Below are 18,171 nucleotides of genomic sequence, written 5' to 3' on the forward strand. Positions count from 1 at the left end.
GCGGTCGGAAGGCGTGTTTGCCGTTCGCTTACCGAGTGTTAGCCATAAAAAATCCGATACCAGAAATGGCATCGGATTCTTCGATTTGCTCGCGGTGTAGCGCTTATTCAGGAAGTGCTTTCTGTTGTTTTTCCCGCTCAACTTCCAGCTTAAGGAACAGGTCGTAATCCAGCGGTGGCTTGATCACGACTTTATCCAGATTGATCACGGCGCGGTTGTTCGCGGCTGCCCGCTCGAGCAATTCTTTACGTGTCAGGAACTGTTCATCTTTCGTCTTCAGGTGGGCGAAGCTGCTTTCTAATATGGGCGTATCGACGGCCGGGTAGTGGAAGTGTGCGTACCACAAGATAGTGTCCTTATACGGTTTGCCTTCTTTTATTTTGCTTTTATCCCGTACCGTGTATTCGTCGATGAAGTCGCCGGCCTTCAGTGGCTCGCGACGTTTGGCCAGGTTGATATCGATAAATCCGTGTTTCCACAGATAGGCAATTTTGGAGGCCTGAGGGCGCTGCTGCAGGTAGCCCTCACTGCACACCTCGCGCGCCAGCTTTGTCAGATCCTGCGCTTCGTCAAGGTAAGCCTTCATCAATGTGTCAGCCCCTGGGGTTGCGCTGTGGTCGCGTTGGAGTTCATCGGCCAGGGCTTTCAATTTGTCTGCTTGCTGGATCAGCATGTCCTCCCAGTCCAGGGGACTCAGTGCTTCGCGTCGCGTGGGGGTCTGCAGTTTTCGCTGCTGGTCGCGTATCCTGCGCACGACTCCCGCCCTTTCGGTTATCACGGTTTCTGCATTGCGTTTAATCGTAGCCAGCGAGCGAGTCGCTGGCGCCGGCACCGATTTTGTAGGCGTTGCCGGCTCAACCTCCACCCACACGCCTTCAGACGCGTGTTCGAGGTAGGTGGCGACAATCTGCCCGCTGATCGGGTCTTTGATGTCGACAAACTGGCCGGGGTCCTGCGGTTGAGGCGTGCGTAGATCACCCACCAGCGTGCCTTTTTGGCGCGTCTTGAATACTCTTCTGGCGGCGGGCTTTGCGCGAGAGGGAGGAACGAAGCTTGGCTGATAGGCGAACCCTTCGTCTGCGAGGATCAAGTCGGCCAGTTGTGCTTCCAGGCTGGTGCGGGCATCAACGAGGTGCTCCAGAAACGGTGTTCGATAGTCCTCTCGTATGAAGCCGGAGCCCATGTCAGTTAATGAATTGACGGCGTTCTCCAGTTGCTCATAGCTCTGGAGGACGCCCTTGAGTACGTCAATTTGCTCAGCTGTCGAGTAACCGCTGGTCGTGCGCAGTTCTGCATGAGCCAGTAGGCTGGTTGCGGTTTTTGAGTCGGCGAGGTCCTTGACGAAAGGAAACTCCGCAGGCTCTTGGGAGCCATGGGCGCGATCCAGTACCAGTTCGCTGAGAAATAGCAGTACCTGCTGCTTTATGCCGACCGAGGAAATCTGTTGGTCGGTGGGCCTATCTTTCAACAGATAGCTGCGCAGTTCAGGCTCCGCTTGTTTGAGGAATGTTTCGACTTTTTCTGCGGGCTCAATCATCTGTTTGAGCGCCTCAATCTGTCGCTTCTTGGTACTGATGTACATCTCGTAGGCGTCTGTGACACCGTCTCGCAACTCTGCATTGACACGCTCAGTGAGCTCTTTAGTACTTTCGCCGCGTTCGGTCTCAAGGGTGTCTGTAAATCTTTGCACCACGGTCTCATAGACGGACGCCCAATAGCTATAGAGCGCTTTGGTTGCGGAATCGCGTGATCTCTTGGGTTTCGGGTTAGTTCTGTCGGCTTCCATCACTTCGTCAGCCTTGGCTTCGATCTTCTCCATCGCAGGGTTAAGCTCCTGCGCTTTTTGCCGGTAGTTTTCGAACGCGATATCCCAGTTCGCGCGGGCCTGTGCGGCCATGCGTTGCCTTTGCGCATGGCGCTCGGCGATTCTGGCGTGTAGCTCTGGAAGCGCGGTCGAGGTGCCTAGCCTTATCCAATCCTCTCTCACGGCTTTGTTGTGTTCAACCAGTTGGGCACGGGTCATTTTCAGCGCTGTTTCGAACGGTATAAAGGTGAGTGCCACTGGAACCATTTGTTTTTCGAGACTGTTCAGCTCTGTGTTTAGCACGGCTATCCGATCTCGGTGTTTGCGCTGCCACTTATCCAGCTTTTCCCTGGGCATCCCACCCTCCAGCCGAGCCTTTCGTTCCAGCCGCCAATGTCCCAGGCCGTCGCTTGCGAGCTTGAAGCCGGGGCGCAGCGGGTGCTGCGGGTCAACCAGAAAAACCTCGCCGAAGCCGGGCACCACACTGACCTGAAACAACAGCCCGCCGACGCTGGCGTGCCAGGCATCACCAATGCGGTACAGCCCTTTGAGACGGCCGCTGGACTCTGGGGGGGGCAACGATTCGGGCCAAGGCACGTGGACATCAAGCAACGCCTTCAACAACTTTGCGCTGGCCTGAGGGCTGGCAATCGAATGGCTGAAGTCCAATGCAGTGTGCCCAGTGGCCGGTGGTTCGCCGCGCAGCGCCACTGTGCCATTGCGGACAAGCGGGGCGGTTTGCTCAGGTGGTAGGCCGGCAGGGCGGCGCCAGGAGTCAAGGTGTATGGCGTTGTCCTCTACGGTCAGCTCCGACAGTGGCCGCTGGGTCCGGGGGGAGGGTGTGGCGGCGTGTAGCAGTACCATCGCGGTATTGAGCAATAGATCAATCAGCGCCAACTCACGGGTGGTCGGATCAGTGCTGTCCAGGCCCGCCAGGTCTTGCTCCAGGCTGCTGACCAGCACCAGGAACCAGCCCGCCAACATGGCGGGTCCCTGCACCAACGGCAACAGCAGGGTATTGAACAGCAGCCAGGCACCTTCCATCACCACGGCCCAGCGGCTTTCGCTGTTGGACACCGACTCGCGATCAGCCAGGTCCACCAGCGCCCGCGCGGTGCTGCCGAACAGGTGGCTGAGCAATTGGCCGTTGACTTGTGACTGGAGCCATTCCCCGGCACCTTCATCGACTGCCAGCGTCGCGGGTGCAGGTGTTTCACGGGTGACGAACTCATCCCCAGGCAGGAAACGAATGATGTGCGGCTCTTTTAACCCGCCGTGATCATAGATCGGCCGGGCTTTGTCGCTCAGCCAAGTCAGTACGTTGTCCTGCAGCGCGCCGGGATTGGCAATGGCCTCCAGCAAGGCCAGGCGCGTCGGGTATTCATGCAGGGCTTGGGCATACAGCGGCTGATACAACAGGTGCGGGCCGAGGCTCGCATCACGGGGTTCGATAATAAAAACGTTGTTGACTTCATCAGGCGCGGCCCCTGTTTTACGACACAGGGCCAGCGGACGCAGGACGATTTCCTGGCCGTCGACGACTCGGTCCAAGGGGCTTTCGCTCATCAGTGCTTTCACATATCGATAGCCTACAACGGTAACGCCGTTCAGTTGCCTGATCTTGTATTCCAGCGCCTGCATCGGTAGGTGAACCTTGAGTTCGCGGGTAAACAGCGCCTCCCGTCGGCGAGCGTCGGCGGTGTCGGACAGCAACACGTCCTTGATTTTTTGTGGGTAGGTGGTGCCAATATCGACGCGCTGGATCAGGCCTTTGCTGCCCAGTAGGTAGTTTTCGTTCAGCCAGTTGGGAAGTGGCAGGGCGTTTTTGGAGGTGAGCGTCAGGGTACCTTTTGGTTTACCCGCCAGATTTTTAAGGGCCAGTTCCGTCAATGACATGTACACATGCTCGGTAATCCCGAAGCCGCCCGGATAGCCCGCAGACACGGCGAAGTCCAACACCACCGCGTCGGGATCGAAATCCCCATGATCGGCCTGCATCTGCTTGCGCAACGCGTCGCGGCTGAAGTCGTGGATATTCTCTATGCCTTCGTTGAACGAGCGACCCTGGTTTTGGCGCAGTACGCGCGCCATATCCTGTAGATGACGGTGATAAGCAAAGCGGTCGGTGGGGGTGGCCTGCTTGAGCCAGTCGGGCAGTTGGTTGCTGACCTTTTGCAGGAGCGAGGCGGGGGGCATTGGGATTTTGGTGAAAAAAACCGCCGGATCCGTGAGTTTTTCCAGGCGCTGTTCAAGGGTTTTTTCGTCTTGCGCTTGATACGACAAGGTCGCCAGGCCTTCAAGTTGCTGATTGAGGATCAGGCCGGCCTGCTGCTCGAACACATTGCCGTCGGGTTCGTTGCGTCTCCAGGTCATGCTGTCGAACTGGAACTGTCGCTGCATCCTGATCCCCCAGGCCTGGCAAAAGTCGTCGATGGAGTCAAACATCTGGATAGCCCCGGCGACGCTGTACAGCAACACCTGTTTTTCGCGCACGATCAGCAGATCCGGGGTCAGCAAGCGCACTTCTTTGCCGGCGGTGGTGAAGGTGTTTTCAATGAAATAGGTATAGGTGGGTGGCGAGGAGTGGGGCAAGCGTTCGAGTACTGCGGGCCAGGTGCTGACGACTGTGAGCATATCCAGCTGGGTTTCGCTGAGGGTGGACTGAACCGCGGCAGTAGCGGTCATTTGGCCGTTGAGAAACTCGGCCAGCCATTGCCAGCGGCTGGTACCGTGACTGTCGATTTCGCTCCAGTAGTCCGCCAGGTCTCGTTGGAAATACAGGCCGAGCGATACGCGCACTTCGTCGATGATGCGTGCGATGACCTGCATGTCTATCAGCGGAAGGGTCTCGGGTTTCAGGATAGAGGGGGGGTGTTGAGTGAGGAAGTAGGGCAGCTCACGTTTTGAGTGCAGATCGAGCAGTTGTGGGTTCAGTACATGGTCGATAGCAACGCTCATCAACGGTCGGAAGGTGTAACCGCCAGAGGCGTGTGGGCTGGCCAGTTTGACCGTGAGCATGTCCAACTTCAACGATGGGTAGTGCTCCTGGATGCGGTCACGCAGTGCATTGAGCACCACGGAATAGAGCGTCGGGCGTGTGGCGAAACGCTCATGGACGGCGCGGGCCGGCAGTTGGTTCAGGTCCATGGGGCGCGTGGAAGTGCTCGGGGCGGGCATGACGAAATCCTTTTACCTGTTTAACCCCGGTGTTTTTGGCTGCCGGGTCAGCGGACCGGTGATCGGTCCGCTACAGGGAATCCCTTCGTGTTGTTGTGGGGGCTGTAAAGGAATATGCGTCGATGTAAAAAATACGGCGATGGCAAGTGACTGTCCGTTAAGTGTAAGCGGTCGGGCATCCCGTCTTGCGTATCTATGCCGGTTGCCAACGATGCTGCAACAACTCCCCGACTTCACTCGCCCGCGGCGTCGGCAGGCGAGTGAGAACGTCCTTCAAGCTAGTCCACCGCTATCGGGGGCAAGTCGAACCGTCGCACCGCCCCTCCCACATTCAAATTTTCAGTGTTGGTGAGATCGGGGCAGCTCAGCTGCCGTAACGCTTGCTCGCCTCAATCGCCAGACCACTGCCGATACTGCCGAAGATGTTGCCTTCCACATGCCGTGCATTCGGCAGCATCGCCGAGATGCTGTGGCGCAGTGCCGGAATGCCGCTGGAGCCGCCGGTGAAGAACACCGTGTCCACCTGGGCCACGCTCACCGAGGCATCGTTAAGCAGTTGGGTGACGCTGTTGCGCACGCGCTCCAGCAGCGCGTCGATGGACGACTCGAACAATGCCCGGCTCAGGTCAACGCTCAGGCCTTTTTCGATGCGGTCCAGGGCCACGTGGCGGTTGTCTTCGTGGGTCAGCTGGATCTTGGTTTCTTCCACTTCCATGGCCAGCCAGTGCCCGGCGCGCTGTTCGATCAGCTTGAACAGGCGGTCGATGCCGCCGGTGTCTTCGATGTCGTAGCGCATGCTGCCCAGGGCCAGCTGGGATTTTTGCGAGTACACCGAGTTGATGGTGTGCCAGGTGGCCAGGTTCATGTGGTGGCTGGTGGGCATGTAGGCGCCGCTTTTCATGCGGCTGCCGTAGCCGAACAGCGGCATCATGCCTTGCAGGCTAAGTTGTTTGTCGAAGTCGGTGCCGCCGATGTGTACGCCGCCGGTGGCGAGAATGTCGCTCTGGCGGTTGTCGTTGTGACGACGGTCCGGCGACAGGCGCACCAGCGAGAAGTCAGACGTACCACCGCCGATGTCGACGATCAGCACCAGCTCTTCTTTCTCGATGGTGGACTCGTAGTCAAACGCGGCCGCGATAGGCTCGTACTGGAACGAGATGTCCTTGAAACCGATCTTGCGCGCCACATCCACCAGGGTGTTTTCGGCTTCCTGGTCGGCCATCGGGTCGTCATCGACGAAGAACACCGGGCGGCCCAGCACCACTTCTTCGAACTCGCGACCGGCGTTGGCTTCGGCGCGGCTCTTGAGCTGGCCGATAAACAGCGCCAGCAGGTCGGTGAACGGCATGGCCGTGCCGAGCACGCTGGTGTCGTGCTTGATCAGCTTGGAACCCAGCAGGCTCTTGAGCGAGCGCATCAGCCGGCCTTCGTAGTTTTCCAGGTATTCGTGCAGCGCCAGGCGACCGTACACCGGGCGGCGCTCCTCGAAGTTGAAGAACACCACCGACGGCAGGGTGATCTTGTCGTCCTCCAGCGCGATAAGCGTCTCCTCGCCGGGGCGGATCCAGCCGACGGTGGAGTTGGACGTGCCGAAGTCGATGCCGCAGGCACGGGCTGGGGATGTGTTTTTCATGTCTTCCAGGTTCCGGTTAAAAAACGGCCGCGCAGTGTATGCCAGTCGAGGGCGGATGCGTAGGCCGACTATCCGCTAAATCGTGCTTGAAAGTTGGGTATTTGCCCCCACATCTGTTGCATACGGCTAGCGCCGATAACACTTTGACGCACCCCCAGGCCACACCACTCAACAGGTGCAAAGCAGCGCACGTTGTGCCCCGGGCTGTGCGATCTCGATTAAGGATGGTGAACCGCCGATGGATTTCAAAGACTATTACAAGATTCTGGGTGTCGAGCCGAGCGCCGATGACAAGGAAATCAAGGCCGCCTATCGCAAGCTCGCACGCAAGTATCACCCGGACGTGAGCAAGGAAAAGGACGCCGAAGAGAAATTCAAAGACGCGTCCGAAGCCTACGAAGCGCTCAAAAGTGCCGACAAACGCGCCGAGTACGATGAGCTGCGTAAATACGGCCAGCATGGCCAACCGTTCCAGGGCCCGCCGGGCTGGCAGAGCCGTGGCGGTTTTGGCGGTGGCCAGGACGCGGGCGATTTCTCGGACTTCTTCAGCTCGATCTTCGGCGCGCGCGGCGATGCTTTTGGTGGCGGCCAGCGCCGTTCAACCGGGCGCAAGGGCCAGGACGTGGAGATGCAGCTGTCGGTGTCGCTTGAAGAAACGCTGTCCACCGAATCCAAGCAGATCAGCTTCCAGGTGCCGCAGTACGACGCCTCCGGCCGGCATGTCAGCAACACCGTCAAAAGCCTGAATGTGAAGATTCCGGCCGGTGTGGCCGATGGCGAACGCATCCGCCTCAAGGGCCAGGGCGCGCCGGGTGTGGGCGGCGGTGCGAATGGCGACCTGTACCTGATCATCAAGTTTGCGCCGCACCCCAAGTTCGAGGTGGATGGCGAAAACCTGATCATTAACCTGCCGCTGGCCCCGTGGGAGCTGGCGTTAGGCGCGGAAGTCGCAGTGCCGACCCTTACCGGCAAGATCAACCTCAAGGTGCCCGCCGGCAGCCAGAACGGCCAACGCATGCGCGCCAAGGGCCATGGCCTGCTGAACAAGGCCGGGCAACGCGGTTATCTGTTTATCCAGCTCAAGGCCGTGATGCCCAAGGCTGCAGACGATGAGGTCAAGGCGTTGTGGCAAGCCCTTGCGGAAAAAGCCGCGTTCGACCCCCGCGAGCACTTCTGAGCGGGCAGCCTGCGTAAGGCAGGTAATGCACCGCACGCCCCGGAACGCAAGATAACCCGGGGCGTCGGCACGCGTGCCTGGGTTAAAACAAAAAGTAGCGCTGGGCCATGGGCAATACATCTGCCGGCTCGCACCACAGCAACTGACCGTCGGCCTTGACCTGATAGGTCTGCGGGTCCACTTCGATTTCCGGCAGGTAGTCGTTGTGGATCAGGTCGGTTTTCTGCACATCGCGACAGCCTTTCACCACCGCAATCTGCTTCTTCAACCCCAGCGCCTCGGGCACGCCTGCGTCCTGGGCGGCCTGGCTGATAAAGGTCAGGCTGGTGGCGTGCAGCGAGCTGCCGAAGCTGGCAAACATCGGGCGGTAATGCACCGGTTGCGGCGTGGGGATCGAGGCGTTGGCGTCACCCATCAGGCTTGAAGCAATCGCGCCGCCCTTGAGGATCAAGGTCGGTTTGATGCCGAAGAACGCCGGACGCCACAGCACCAGATCAGCCCACTTGCCCACTTCAATCGAGCCGACGATATGGCTGACGCCGTGGGTGATCGCCGGGTTGATGGTGTACTTGGCGATATAGCGCTTGGCGCGGAAGTTATCGTTGCCGGGACCGTCGCCGGGCAGGGCGCCGCGCTGCTTTTTCATCTTGTCGGCGGTCTGCCAGGTACGCGTAATTACCTCGCCGACACGGCCCATGGCCTGGCTGTCGGAGCTGATCATCGAGAAGGCGCCGAGGTCGTGCAGGATGTCTTCGGCGGCGATGGTCTCGCGGCGGATGCGGCTTTCGGCGAAGGCCACGTCTTCGGCAATGCTCGGGTCCAGGTGATGGCAGACCATCAGCATGTCCAGGTGTTCGTCGATGGTGTTGCGGGTGAACGGCCGGGTCGGGTTGGTGGAGCTGGGCAGCACATTCGGGAAGCCGCAGGCCTTGATGATGTCCGGCGCATGGCCGCCACCGGCGCCTTCGGTGTGGTAGGTGTGGATGGTGCGGCCCTTGAGGGCGGCGAGGGTGGTTTCGACGAAGCCCGACTCGTTGAGCGTGTCACTGTGGATCGCCACCTGCACGTCGTACTGGTCGGCCACGTTCAGGCAGTTGTCGATGCTGGCGGGGGTGGTGCCCCAGTCTTCATGCAGCTTCAAACCGATGGCGCCGGCCTTGACCTGCTCGATCAGGGGCTCGGGCAAACTGGCGTTGCCCTTGCCGGTGAAACCGATGTTCATCGGGAACGAATCGCTGGCTTGCAGCATGCGCGCCAAATGCCACGGGCCGGAGGTGCAGGTGGTGGCGTTGGTGCCGGTGGCCGGGCCGGTGCCGCCGCCGATCATGGTGGTGACGCCGCTGGTCAGCGCCTCCTCGATCTGCTGTGGGCAAATGAAATGCACATGGCTGTCGATGCCGCCGGCGGTGAGGATCATGCCCTCACCGGCGATCACTTCGGTGCTGGCGCCGATGGCCATGGTCACGCCAGGCTGGATATCCGGGTTGCCGGCTTTGCCGATCGCATGAATGCGGCCGTTCTTCAAGCCGACATCGGCCTTGACGATGCCCCAATGGTCGATGATCAGCGCGTTGGTGATCAAGGTGTCGACCACTTCATGGGCGAGCAACTGGCTTTGGCCCTGGCCGTCGCGGATGACTTTGCCGCCGCCGAACTTGACCTCTTCGCCGTAGACGGTGAAGTCCTGTTCGACTTCGACGAACAGGTCGGTGTCGGCCAGGCGGACCTTGTCACCGACGGTGGGGCCGTACATGTCGGCGTAGGCTTGGCGGCTGATCTTCATGTGTGTATGCCCTGAAAAATAGGTGTTGAATGTGATATCGCTATCGCAGGCAAGCCAGCTCCCACAGGTGGAATGCGTTCCCCTGTGGGAGCTGGCTTGCCTGCGATGAGGCCCTAAAGCTCGCCCATGATCCGTCCGGCAAACCCGAACACCCGCCGCCCGCCGCTCAAATCCACCAACTCGATCTCGCGACTCTGCCCCGGCTCAAACCGCACCGCCGTGCCTGCCGGAATATTCAGGCGCATGCCACGGCTCGCTGCGCGGTCAAAGGTCAGCGCGTCGTTGGTCTCGAAAAAATGGTAATGCGAGCCCACCTGGATCGGCCGGTCGCCGCTGTTGGCCACGCTGAGGGTGAGGGTACGCCGGCCGACGTTGAGTTCGATGTCGCCAGGCTGGATCTGATATTCACCAGGAATCATGCAGGTTGCCCCAGGGTCTTGAAGTAGATGGCGGTCGGTGTGTAGCGCCCGTCCGGGCTTTGGCAATAGTCGGGCAGTTCACCGATTTTGGTGTAGCGCAGCGACTGGTAAAAGGCTTCGGCGCCGGAGCCGGCCTCGGTGTCCAGGTACAGCAGGCCGCGCTTGTGCTGGCGTGCGGCGAGTTCCAGGGTGTTCATCAACTGTTGGCCCAGCCCATGGCGGCGGGCGCTGCTGTGTACCAGCAGCTTTTGCACTTCGGCGCGGTTCAGGCCGTTGGCTTTCAGGCACAGCGCCAGTTGCACGCTGGCGATCACTTGCTCGTCGCGCACCACCACCCACAGCAGCAGGCTGCCCTCTTCGATACTCGCCTGCACGCCGCTCAAATAGGTGCGGGCCTGGGCTTCATCGAAGTCAGCCATAAAACCGACAGAAGCGCCGTGCTTCACCGCGTCCAGCAACAGCTCAATCAAACCCAGGCGGTAGTGGGCAAAACTTTCAGCATTGACTCGACGCAGTTGCGTAGCGCTCATCGATCTCACTCCTTGGGCGGTTCGGCGCCCGGATTCAATGTCAGTTGCATAAAGGTCAGGTCCAGCCAGCGGCCGAACTTGATGCCCACTTGCGGCATGTGCCCGGTGCTGATGAAACCCAGGCGCTCGTGCAGGCGAATAGACGCCTGGTTGCCGCTTTCAATAGCCGCGACCATCACGTGCTTGCCGCAGGTTGCGGCGCGTTCGATCAGGGCGTGCATCAGGCGCGGGCCGAGGCCTTTGCCGCGTTGGTCATTGCGCACGTACACCGAGTGCTCAACGCTGTAGCGAAAACCCTCGAAAGGGCGCCAGTCGCCGAATGAGGCGTAGCCGGTGACTTCATCGTTTTCCACCGCCACCAGAATCGGATACTGCTGTGCCTGGCGTGCCGCGAACCAGGCCTGGCGGTTGGCCAGGTCTACCGGTTGCTCGTTCCAGATCGCCGTGGTGTTCAGCACCGCGTCGTTGTAGATGTCGCGGATCGCCGGCAGGTCTTGCTCGGTAGCATCACGAATCATGGCCGGGCCTCACGCGATTGGCTGGTGGACGGTCACCAGTTTGGTGCCATCGGGGAAGGTGGCTTCCACCTGGATATCCGGGATCATTTCCGGGATGCCTTCCATCACTTGCTCGCGGCTGAGCAAGGTGGTGCCGTAATGCATCAGATCGGCCACGGTTCGGCCATCGCGGGCGCCTTCCATCAGCGCGGCCGAGATATAGGCGATGGTTTCCGGGTAGTTGAGCTTCACGCCGCGCGCCAAGCGGCGCTCGGCGACCAGGCCGGCGGTGAAGATCAACAGTTTGTCTTTTTCCCGTGGGGTCAAATCCATGGTTCAAGGTCCTTCAAACAGCATTCATAAAAACACCGCAGATCCCCTGTGGAAACAGGCTGGTGTGGGAGCTGGCTTGCCTGCGATAGCGGTGTATCAGGCACACCGCCATCGCAGGCAAGCCAGCTCCCACATAAACTCAGTTTCACTTGTTGATCTTCATGTGCTCCAGATTCTCGGTGATACCGCTTCTCGCCCCAGCACTGCCGGGCGCAACAGCCGCCATAAATCAATCAACCAGCCCCGCGCCAGCAGCGCTTCACTGGCCAGGCAGCGGGCGACCAGCAAGCCGGGCAGTTGGGTCAGGTCGCCGCGCACGGCATGGGGCAGGGCGCGGCAGGTTTCCAATAATTGCGGGTCTATATCGCCGGTCAGCAGCAACGTCGCAAACACCGGCTGCCCATCCAGCCCGATGGGCGAATCGAGCAAACCGTCGGCGCCTACAATGCGCTGGCGCTCATGCCAGAGCAACTGGCCGTCGCGGCGAATATCCAGCTGCGATTGAAAGTGGCCCAGGTCAAAACGTTCGCCACTGGCCGGGCGGCCGAGGGCCACCACGTCCCAGTAAAACAGCCGGGCATCGCCGTGTAGATCAATGCGCGTGCTGAGTTCGGCCTGGGCGGCGCTGAACACGATGGTTTCCTGGGGCAGCCATTCCAGGGTCGCGCCGGCCTCTACGGTCAATTCGAGCTGTTGAAACGCAGGGCCGCTGGCGCGATACCACTTGGCTGCACCGGGGCTGGTCAGTTGCGCCCAGGCGCCATTGGCCACATGGGCGCTGATGTCCAGGCGGTCGCCACCGGCAATCCCGCCGGGCGGGTGCACGATGATGTGCTGGCACACCTCGGGGCCTTCGGCGTACAGGTGCTTTTGCACCCGCAGCGGGCCAAGGTGGCGGCGCATCACCGGGCGCGTGGTGTCGCCGAAACGCGCATAGCCGAGTTCCAGCTCGGCATGCCAGCTGGGGGTGAACAGGGCAGGAGTAACGGGCAGGTTCATATGTTCGGGCTTATCGTCAGGACGCTACAGATTAAATCGTAACCAGCCCGCGTACACCCTCGCTTTCCATATTTTCACCTCGGCCCTGCTGCACGATTTCACCGCGTGACATCACCAGGTATTGGTCGGCCAGTTCGGCGGCGAAGTCGTAGAACTGCTCCACCAGAAGGATCGCCATATCACCGCGTGCCGCGAGCTTTTTGATCACCGCACCGATCTCCTTGATGACGGACGGCTGGATGCCCTCGGTAGGCTCGTCGAGAATCAACAGGCGCGGGCGGCTGGCCAGTGCGCGGCCAATTGCCAACTGCTGCTGTTGACCACCGGACAGGTCGCCGCCGCGCCGATGTTTCATCTGCAGCAATACGGGGAACAGTTCATAGATAAACGCCGGGACTTCCTTGGCTTCGGAGCCTGGGAAGCGCGAGAGTCCCATCAACAGGTTTTCTTCCACCGTCAGCCGTCCGAAAATCTCCCGGCCTTGAGGCACGTAGGCGATGCCCGCGTGCACGCGCTGGTGCGGTTTGAACCCGGTAATGGCTTCGCCTTCCCAATTCACCGCGCCGTCTTTGGCCGGCAGCAAACCCATCAGGCATTTGAGCAAGGTGGTCTTGCCCACGCCGTTACGGCCGAGCAGGCAGGTGACTTCGCCAATCTTCACGTCGAATGAGAGCCCGCGCAGGATGTGGCTACCGCCGTAATACTGATGCAGCTTGTCGACTTGCAGCATGTTCAAAACCTCCTCAATTCCCCACTGAGGGAACTGGATCAAATGTGGGAGCTGGCTTGCCTGCGATGGCGGTGTATCAGGCACACCGCTATCGCAGGCAAGCCAGCTCCCACATAAAGCAGTGCGCGTCAGCGACCGAGGTAAACCTCGATGACGCGCTCGTTTTCCTGCACCTGTGCAAGTGACCCTTCGGCCAGCACGCTGCCCTGGTGCAACACGGTCACGTGGTCGGCAATCGAACCGACGAAGCCCATGTCGTGCTCCACCACCATCAGCGAATGCTTGCCCGCCAGGCGCTTGAACAGCTCGGCGGTGAACTCGGTTTCGGCGTCGGTCATGCCCGCCACCGGTTCGTCCAGCAGCAACAATTGCGGGTCTTGCATCAGCAACATGCCGATTTCCAGGAACTGCTTCTGCCCGTGGGACAACAGCCCCGCCGCGCGTTGTGCCGAGGTGGTCAGGCGGATGGTATCGAGCACTTCCTCAATGCGGTCTTTCTGCTCACCGCTCAGACGCGCGCGCAGGCTGGCCCACACGGACTTGTCGGTCTTCTGCGCCAGCTCGAGGTTTTCAAACACGCTCAGGGCTTCGAATACCGTGGGCTTCTGGAACTTGCGGCCGATGCCGGCCTGGGCGATCTGCACTTCACTCATGCTGATCAAGTCCAGGGTTTCACCAAACCAGGCCTTGCCATGGCTGGGGCGGGTTTTGCCGGTGATCACGTCCATCAGTGTGGTCTTGCCCGCGCCGTTGGGGCCGATGATGCAGCGCAATTCGCCGACGCCGATGTACAGGTTCAAGTCATTGAGTGCCTTGAAACCATCGAAGCTGACGCTGATGTCTTCCAGGGTCAGGATGGTGCCGTGGCGTGTGTTCAGACCCTTGCCGGCGGCCTGGCCAATGCCGATGGCATCGCGGCCGCTGCCTGCGTCGAAAATAGGTTCCAGCATGACGTTCCTCATTTCTTCAGCAGGCCGATGATGCCCTTGGGCAGGTACAGGGTGACGATGATGAACAGCGCCCCAAGGAAGAACAGCCAGTATTCCGGGAAGGCCACGGTGAACCAGCTCTTCATGCCATTGACCACGCCGGCGCCGAGCAATGGGCCGATCAAGGTGCCGCGCCCGCCCAGGGCCACCCACACGGCGGCTTCGATGGAGTTGGTCGGCGACATTTCGCTGGGGTTGATGATGCCCACTTGCGGCACATACAACGCGCCTGCCAACCCACACAGCACTGCACTCAACACCCACACGAACAGCTTGAAACCGCGCGGGTCGTAGCCGCAGAACATCAGGCGGTTTTCGGCGTCACGCAACGCGGTGAGCACGCGGCCGAACTTGCTCTGCGCCAGGCGCCAGCCGGTGTACAAGCTGGCGACCAGCAGCAGTACGGTGGCCACAAACAGCACCGCCCGGGTGCCCGGCTCGGTGATGCCAAAACCCAGAATGCTGCGAAAGTTTGTGAAGCCGTTATTGCCGCCAAACCCGGTTTCATTGCGAAAAAACAGCAGCATCCCGGCAAAGGTCAGCGCCTGGGTCATGATCGAAAAGTACACGCCCTTGATCCGCGAACGAAAGGCGAAGAACCCGAACACCAAGGCCAGCAAACCGGGCGCCAACACCACCAGGCACATGGCCCACAGGAAGTGCTCGGTGCCGACCCAGTACCACGGCAATTCAGTCCACGACAGAAAGGTCATGAACGCCGGCAGCTCATCGCCGGAGGCCTGGCGCATCAGGTACATGCCCATCGCATAACCGCCGAGGGCAAAGAACAAACCATGGCCTAAGGACAACATCCCTGCGTAACCCCACACCAAGTCCAGCGCGAGGGCGACGATGGCGTAGCAGAGGATCTTGCCCACCAGCGTCAAGGTATAGGCCGAGACGTGAAACGGATTTTCCGGCGCCAGCAGCGAGCACAACGGCAGCGCCAGCAGCAGGATCAAAATGACCGCGCCCACCGCTATCGTGACCTTGGGGCCGGCCTTTTGCGCGGCGGTAAGCATCAATGGCTGGTTCATCAGTCGATCACCCGTCCTTTCAGTGCAAAGAGTCCTTGCGGGCGTTTCTGGATAAACAGAATGATCAGCGCGAGGATCAGGATCTTGCCGAGCACGGCGCCGATCGCAGGTTCCAGAATCTTGTTGGCGATGCCCAGCCCGAAGGCGGCCATCACGCTACCGGCCAACTGGCCGACGCCGCCGAGCACCACCACCAGGAACGAGTCGATGATGTAGCTCTGGCCCAGGTCCGGGCCGACGTTGCCGATCTGGCTCAGCGCTACGCCGCCCAACCCGGCGATGCCGGAGCCAAGGCCAAAGGCGAGCATGTCCACACGCCCGGTGGGCACGCCGCAGCACGCGGCCATGTTGCGGTTCTGGGTGACGGCGCGCACGTTGAGGCCCAGGCGCGTCTTGTTCAGCAGCAGCCAGGTCAGCACCACCACGCACAACGCGAAGGCGATGATCACGATGCGGTTGTACGGCAGCACCAGGTTGGGCAGCACTTGAATGCCGCCGGACAGCCATTGCGGGTTGGACACTTCGACGTTCTGCGCACCGAACACCAGGCGCACCAGCTGGATCAGCATCAGGCTGATGCCCCAGGTGGCCAGCAGGGTTTCCAGTGGTCGCCCGTAGAGGTGGCGAATCACCGTGCGCTCCAGTGCCATGCCGATGGCCGCCGTGACAAAAAACGCCACCGGCAGCGCAACCAACGGGTAGAACTCGATGGCCGCCGGCACATAACGCTGCATCATCAGTTGCACGACGTAGGTGGAATAGGCGCCGAGCATCAGCATCTCGCCGTGGGCCATGTTGATCACGCCCAGCAGGCCGAAGGTGATCGCCAGGCCCAGGGCCGCGAGCAGCAGGATCGAACCCAAAGACATGCCGCTGAAGGCCTGGCCGAGGATCTCGCCGAACATCAATTTGCGTTTGACCTGAGCCAGGCTGGTCTCGGCGGCCGTGTGCACGGCGGCGTCGGTTTCGACACCGGGCGCCAGCAGCGCCTCAAGGCGTGTGCGCGCCAGCGGGTCGCCGGTGCTGCCCAACAGGCGCACGGCGGCGAGGCGAATGACCGGGTCGGGGTCGACCAGTTGCAGGTTGGCCAGGGCCAGGCTCAACGCGGTGTGCACGGCCTCGTTGGTCTCGGCGGCGACTTGCTGGTCGAGGAATTTGAGCTGCGCAGGTTGTGCGCTTTTTTGCAGGGTTTGCGCAGCAGCGAGGCGCACCTTGGGGTCGGCGGCGAGCAGTTGCTGGCTGGCTTGCACGTTGTCGATCAAGCCGCGCAGACGGTTGTTCAGGCGTACGGTTTTGGTTTCACCGTTGACGTTCAGTTGGCCTTGTTGCAGCGCGTCCACCAGCTCGATGCGCGCCGGGTCGGGCTGGGCAGCCCAGTCCTGGAGCAGCTTGGCTTGTTGCATCGGGTTGGCATTGATGAAGTCTTCGGCGTCGCTGGCGTGTGCGGCGAAGGGCAGCAACAGCAGGGCGGCGAGGATGAAGCGGTAAAGGGCAGTGGGCATAGTCTTGGGCCTTGCTCGAACAAATGTGGGCGCTGGCTTGCCTGCGATGGCGGTGTATCAGATACACCCAGTTGTCTGCATCGCAGGCAAGCCAGCGCCCACAGGGTGTGTGTCGGCCTTAAGGGCCGACACCCCTCGGATCAGTTGCTCTTCACGGCATAGTCCGGCTTCTTGTCGTTACCCGGAATGAACGGGCTCCACGGCTGGGCGCGGATCGGCTTCTCGGTCTGCCACACCACCGAGAACTGCCCGTCGGCCTGGATCTCGCCGATCATCACCGGCTTGTGCAGGTGGTGGTTGGTCGCGTCCATGGTCAGGGTGAAGCCCGACGGCGCGGCGAAGGTCTGGCCGGCCATGGCTTCGCGCACTTTATCGACGTCGGTGGACTTGGCTTTCTCAACCGCTTGCGCCCACATATGGATGCCCACGTAAGTGGCTTCCATCGGGTCGTTGGTCACGGCTTTGTCCGCGCCTGGCAGGTTGTGCGCCTTGGCGTAGGCCTTCCAGTCGGCGACGAATTTCTTGTTCACCGGGTTCTCCACGGACTGGAAGTAGTTCCAGGCCGCGAGGTTGCCCACCAGCGGCTTGGTGTCGATGCCGCGCAGTTCTTCTTCACCCACGGAGAACGCCACTACCGGCACGTCGGTGGCCTTCAAGCCCTGGTTGGCCAGCTCCTTGTAGAACGGCACGTTGGAGTCGCCATTCACGGTGGAGATCACTGCGGTTTTACCACCGGCCGAGAACTTCTTGATGTTGGCGACGATGGTCTGGTAGTCGCTGTGGCCGAACGGGGTGTAGACCTCTTCGATATCTTTATCGGCTACGCCTTTGGAGTGCAGGAACGCGCGCAGAATCTTGTTGGTGGTGCGTGGGTACACATAGTCGGTGCCGAGCAGGAAGAAGCGCTTGGCGCCGCCACCTTCTTCGCTCATCAGGTATTCCACGGCCGGGATCGCCTGCTGGTTCGGCGCCGCACCGGTATAGAACACGTTCGGCGACATCTCTTCACCTTCGTACTGCACCGGGTAGAACAACAGGCCGTTGAGTTCTTCGAACACCGGCAATACCGATTTGCGCGACACCGACGTCCAGCAGCCGAACACCACGGCAACCTTGTCCTGGGTCAGCAACTGGCGGCCTTTTTCAGCGAACAGCGGCCAGTTCGACGCCGGGTCCACGACCACCGGCTCCAGCATCTTGCCGTTCACACCGCCCTTGGCGTTGATCTCGTCGATGGTCATCAGCGCCATGTCTTTAAGCGAGGTTTCGGAGATAGCCATGGTCCCGGACAGGGAGTGCAGGATGCCGACCTTGATGGTCTCGGCGGCCTGGACGGTCCAGGTCAAACCCATGGCGGCAATGGATGCCGACAAAGTGAAAGCCTTGATCAAGCTACGACGCTTCATGGTGCGATCTCCGTAAACCGATAGTGTTGTGGGGCAGATACACAGGGCTTTGCAAAGGCTGTGCCTGCGGCGGCAAACACCGGTGCCTGTGAGTGGTTGTTGCGGACATTGGCACGGGGGTGCACCAGCTTGGCGCTGCAAGTGCCGTCAGGTGC

Annotated in this window: 14 protein-coding genes; 1 reads left to right on the plus strand and 13 read right to left on the minus strand. The window is 60.8% G+C overall.

The window, feature by feature from the left end:
* Positions 1–103: 103 nt before the first annotated feature.
* On the minus strand, positions 104–4,981 hold the full coding sequence (locus PSH96_RS02925; RefSeq protein ID WP_305457369.1) for a dermonecrotic toxin domain-containing protein: 4,878 nt from the start codon (positions 4,979–4,981) through the stop codon (positions 104–106).
* A gap of 364 nt (positions 4,982–5,345) precedes the next feature.
* On the minus strand, positions 5,346–6,614 hold the full coding sequence (locus PSH96_RS02930) for an Hsp70 family protein (RefSeq protein WP_305457371.1): 1,269 nt from the start codon (positions 6,612–6,614) through the stop codon (positions 5,346–5,348).
* 238 nt (positions 6,615–6,852) lie between these two features.
* On the opposite strand from PSH96_RS02930, the gene PSH96_RS02935 reads away from it, so the two are divergent.
* Positions 6,853–7,791, plus strand: coding sequence for a DnaJ C-terminal domain-containing protein (locus PSH96_RS02935; protein WP_305457373.1), 939 nt, complete (start codon positions 6,853–6,855; stop codon positions 7,789–7,791).
* An 82-nt stretch (positions 7,792–7,873) separates the two neighbouring features.
* On the opposite strand, the gene ureC is transcribed toward PSH96_RS02935, so the two are convergent.
* From ureC to urtA, 11 genes are all read right to left on the minus strand, one after another.
* Positions 7,874–9,574: an urease subunit alpha gene (gene ureC / locus PSH96_RS02940; RefSeq protein WP_305457375.1), complete on the minus strand. Its 1,701-nt coding sequence runs from the start codon at positions 9,572–9,574 to the stop codon at positions 7,874–7,876.
* 113 nt (positions 9,575–9,687) lie between these two features.
* Complete coding sequence (locus PSH96_RS02945) at positions 9,688–9,993, minus strand: urease subunit beta (RefSeq protein WP_305457376.1); 306 nt, start codon at positions 9,991–9,993, stop codon at positions 9,688–9,690.
* Positions 9,990–10,523 carry a GNAT family N-acetyltransferase gene (locus PSH96_RS02950; RefSeq protein ID WP_305457378.1) on the minus strand — a complete coding sequence of 178 codons (534 nt, stop codon included), beginning with the start codon at positions 10,521–10,523 and terminating at the stop codon, positions 9,990–9,992. The genes PSH96_RS02945 and PSH96_RS02950 overlap by 4 nt, the downstream gene beginning before the upstream one ends.
* Positions 10,524–10,528: 5 nt before the next feature.
* Entirely contained in the window at positions 10,529–11,041 is a 513-nt protein-coding gene (locus tag PSH96_RS02955) for a GNAT family N-acetyltransferase (RefSeq protein WP_305457380.1), read from the minus strand.
* A 9-nt stretch (positions 11,042–11,050) separates the two neighbouring features.
* Complete coding sequence (gene ureA / locus PSH96_RS02960) at positions 11,051–11,353, minus strand: urease subunit gamma (protein ID WP_003171437.1); 303 nt, start codon at positions 11,351–11,353, stop codon at positions 11,051–11,053.
* A 159-nt stretch (positions 11,354–11,512) separates the two neighbouring features.
* Positions 11,513–12,352, minus strand: a complete 840-nt coding sequence (locus PSH96_RS02965) for an urease accessory protein UreD (RefSeq protein ID WP_305457382.1) — start codon at positions 12,350–12,352, stop codon at positions 11,513–11,515.
* Positions 12,353–12,383: 31 nt separating this feature from the next.
* Positions 12,384–13,082: an urea ABC transporter ATP-binding subunit UrtE gene (urtE, locus tag PSH96_RS02970; RefSeq protein ID WP_305457384.1), complete on the minus strand. Its 699-nt coding sequence runs from the start codon at positions 13,080–13,082 to the stop codon at positions 12,384–12,386.
* Between the two features lie 128 nt (positions 13,083–13,210).
* The gene (gene urtD / locus PSH96_RS02975) at positions 13,211–14,044 is read right to left on the minus strand and encodes an urea ABC transporter ATP-binding protein UrtD (RefSeq protein WP_305457386.1); all 834 of its coding nucleotides are present in this window, start codon (positions 14,042–14,044) and stop codon (positions 13,211–13,213) included.
* Positions 14,041–15,108 carry an urea ABC transporter permease subunit UrtC gene (urtC, locus tag PSH96_RS02980; protein WP_056860481.1) on the minus strand — a complete coding sequence of 356 codons (1,068 nt, stop codon included), beginning with the start codon at positions 15,106–15,108 and terminating at the stop codon, positions 14,041–14,043. The genes urtD and urtC overlap by 4 nt, the downstream gene beginning before the upstream one ends.
* Positions 15,108–16,610, minus strand: a complete 1,503-nt coding sequence (gene urtB, locus PSH96_RS02985) for an urea ABC transporter permease subunit UrtB (RefSeq protein WP_305457388.1) — start codon at positions 16,608–16,610, stop codon at positions 15,108–15,110. The genes urtC and urtB overlap by 1 nt, the downstream gene beginning before the upstream one ends.
* Positions 16,611–16,750: 140 nt before the next feature.
* On the minus strand, positions 16,751–18,016 hold the full coding sequence (gene urtA / locus PSH96_RS02990) for an urea ABC transporter substrate-binding protein (RefSeq protein WP_305457390.1): 1,266 nt from the start codon (positions 18,014–18,016) through the stop codon (positions 16,751–16,753).
* Positions 18,017–18,171: the final 155 nt, after the last annotated feature.

Origin of the sequence: Pseudomonas sp. FP2338, assembly GCF_030687515.1 — a bacterium.
Classification (GTDB): domain Bacteria; phylum Pseudomonadota; class Gammaproteobacteria; order Pseudomonadales; family Pseudomonadaceae; genus Aquipseudomonas; species Aquipseudomonas salomonii.